Source organism: Methylomonas sp. MgM2, from assembly GCF_054172045.1.
Genome location: NZ_JBSYXO010000079.1, coordinates 1 through 3,185 on the forward strand (window position 1 = coordinate 1; position 3,185 = coordinate 3,185).

The window sequence follows — 3,185 nt, forward strand, 5'->3', positions numbered from 1 at the left end:
CAGCAGCGCTACCCGGCTTTCCCGGCCCAGGCCTTCCGCCAGCAGACGGTGGGCCAGGCGGTTGGCTTGCGCTTCCAGTTCCGCATAGCTCAGCCGGCTTTCGCCACAAATCAGCGCCAGCGCCTCCGGTTGCGCCTGGGCTTGGCGGCGGATCAGTGCGTGCACCGGAGTGTAATGGTCGTAGGTCTTTGGCCAACAATTCCAGCGCTCAAATAAGCCCGCGTCGCGCTCGGTCAGCGCGGACAACTCGCCGATTCTCGCTTGCGATTCGCTCAACAAAGCGGTCAACTGCAGCCGAAAATACGCGGCCAAATCCGCGACGGTTTCTTCATCAAAATAGCGGCGGTCGTAATCGAACACTACTTGCAAGACACTGTCGCCGCTCTGCACCGCCAGCGTTAACGGGAAATTAGTGGTTTCGCGATGGCTCTCGCCGCGCATCTTCAAACCGTCTTCCGACCGCTGCCGCAAGGCCTCCGACAAAGGGTAATTTTCGAATACCAGCAAGCTGTCGAACAGCGCTTCGCCCGGCCCGCCCCACCAGCGCTGCACGTCGGCCAGCGGCGTACTTTCGACTTCGCGCAATTCCAGATTGGCATGCTGCAGGGCTTGCAGCCAAGCCCTGACCCCATGATCGGCGCGCGGCGCTTGAATCATCGGCAAGGTATTGATGAACAAACCGACCATTTCCTCCGCGCCGGGCAGATCGCCGGGCCGGCCCGACACGGTCACGCCGAAGGCAACCGCCCCGCCGCCGCAATAACGTTGCAACAACAAGCTCCAACCGGCTTGCACCAAGGTATTGATCGTCAATTTGGCACTCTGTGCGGTTTGGCGCAAGACTGCAAAATCATCGCCGTCTATCTGCAAGGCATGCAGCGCATGCCCCTGCCCTGGATTGCGGCACGGCAGCGCGTCGGCCAGACGGGTCGGCTCTTCGAGAACCGGCAAACGTTGCCGCCAATAGCGTTCGGCTGCGGCGGGATCGCGCCCGGCCAGCCAGGCGATGTAATCTTTAAATTCCACGGTCGGCGGCAGCAAACTATCGCCGCGATAACTGCTCAGCACTTCGCCGAGCAAGCGGGCGCTGCTCCAGCCATCCAGCAGCAGATGATGGCTAAGCCAGATGAAATGGTAAACATCGCCTTGCAAGCGCAGCAACACCAATTTGAATAGCGGTGCGCGGCCGGTAGGCAAACCCTCTGCTTGCAACTCGTGCAGCAAAGCGGGCAAGGCTGCATCGGCGTCGCTACGGCCGCGCCAATCCAGCTCGATCAACGGCAGCGGCAAATGCTTGAGTACGATCTGCATCGCATGCGGCCAGTTCGCCGGCGCGTGAAACGCCGTGCGCAGCACCGCATGCCGTTGCAGCGCCGTCCGCCATGCTTCGGCGAAACGGCCGGCGTCGAGACCTTCCAGGCGCATGTCGAAACGGCTGACATAGCTAGCGGCATCATTTTCGTACAGGCTGTGAAACAGCATGCCCTGCTGCATCGGTGTCAGCGGGTAAATATCGGCAACCTCCGCCACCGGCAGTGGCAAGGCGTCCAGTTGCGCTTGCGTCAATCCGGCCAGCGGAAAGTCGCTGGGCGTGACACCTTGCGGCCCTTGCCGGCAGTGCTCGACCAGCTCGTTCAATTCGCGATTGAAGTTCTCCGCCAACGCGGCGACGGTTTCGGTGCGGTAGCGGCGGCGGTCGTAGCTCCAGTTCATCGCCAGACGGCCGTCGTAGATCTGGCCGTTGACTTCCAGCGCATAATCCAGCGGCGCGCCGGCGTCGCGTTCGTCGCCGCGCGCTTCGCCGGCCGGGCGGAACAGGCCGTCGGCGGCGAAACTGGCGTCGAACTGGCCCAGATAGTTGAAACACAGGGCCGGCCTGGGCAGGCCGTTGAGTTGCGCCCGAATTTCATCGCCGGCCAGATATTTCAACAAACCAAAACCCAAACCGCGCTCAGGCACCCTGCGTAATTGTTCCTTGACCGTTTTGATCGTGCCGGCCCAATCGTCCGCCGGCGTCAACAACACCGGATACAAGCTGGTGAACCAGCCGACGCTGCGGCTGACGTCCGGCGCGCCGGCAAAACTTTCCCGGCCGTGGCCTTCCAGATCGATGCTGACGGCGCCCAGACCGCTCCAGCGACACAACACCCGCGCCAACACCGCCAACAACAATTCGTCAATACGGGTGCGGTAGGCGGCGGGACATTCGCTGAGTAATTGCCGGGTGACGGTTTCGTTTAACTCGACGGTCAACGTCTCGGCGTCGGCAGCCGTGCCTTGCTGTCCCGACAAATCGACCGGCAAAGCCGTTGCCGCCAGTTGCGCGCGCCAGTAATCCAACTGTTCGCCGATTTGCGCGGCCCGGCCTTGCAAAGCCTCGGCCCAGGCCCGGTAAGAAGCGGTTTTGGCCGGCAGCGACGGCGTTTTGCCGGCGCCGAACTGGCGGTATAGCGTTTGCAAATCTTCCAGCACGATGCGCCAGGACACGCCGTCGACGATCAAATGGTGAATCACGATCAGTAAGCGGTAACCGCTGTCGGCGACGCGAATATAAGCGGCCCGTAACAAGGGGCCATGCAGCAAGTCCAGACTGCGCTGCACCTGCTCCGCGATTTCCGTGACTTGTTCGGCACAGATCGCATCGCGTTGCCAGAGTAATTCCCGATCCGTCACTTCGCCCTCGTAATACTGGCGCCAGCCGTTGTGCCCGTCGAAGCGCAAGCGGAAAGCGTCGTGGTGTTCGGTCAAACGGCGTAGAGCAGAGGCCAGCGCCGAGACCTGCAATGCCTGTCCGGTCGCCAGCAGCACCGACTGGTTCCAGTGTCCGCGCCGGGGAATATCGGCGGCAAAGAACTCGGCCTGAATCGGCGTCAACGGCAGCTCGCCTTCAGCCCTATCGACCATATCGTTGACTGCATCGGCCACTTGCGGCAGAACTTCGATTACTTGCGCCAGCGCCGCGACGGTCTGGTGGCGGAAGATGTCCTTGGGCGACAACTGCCAGCCGGCTTGGCGGGCACGGCTAACCACTTGCAAGGACACGATGGAGTCCCCCCCCAACTCGAAGAAATTATCCTGGATGCCGACCGTTTGCAGTCCGAGCACCTCCTGCCAAATCTGTGCAAGTCGCCGCTCGGTGTCGTTACGCGGTTCGATGCGGGTTTGGGCCATCCGCTCGGGTTCCG

The 3,185-nt window shown here is 62.1% G+C and carries 1 protein-coding gene; it reads right to left on the minus strand.

The window, feature by feature from the left end:
• Positions 1-3,171 (minus strand): condensation domain-containing protein (locus tag ACW73I_RS22875; protein ID WP_458031821.1); only part of this gene is annotated, 3,171 nt, incomplete at its 3' end.
• Positions 3,172-3,185 lie beyond the last annotated feature (14 nt).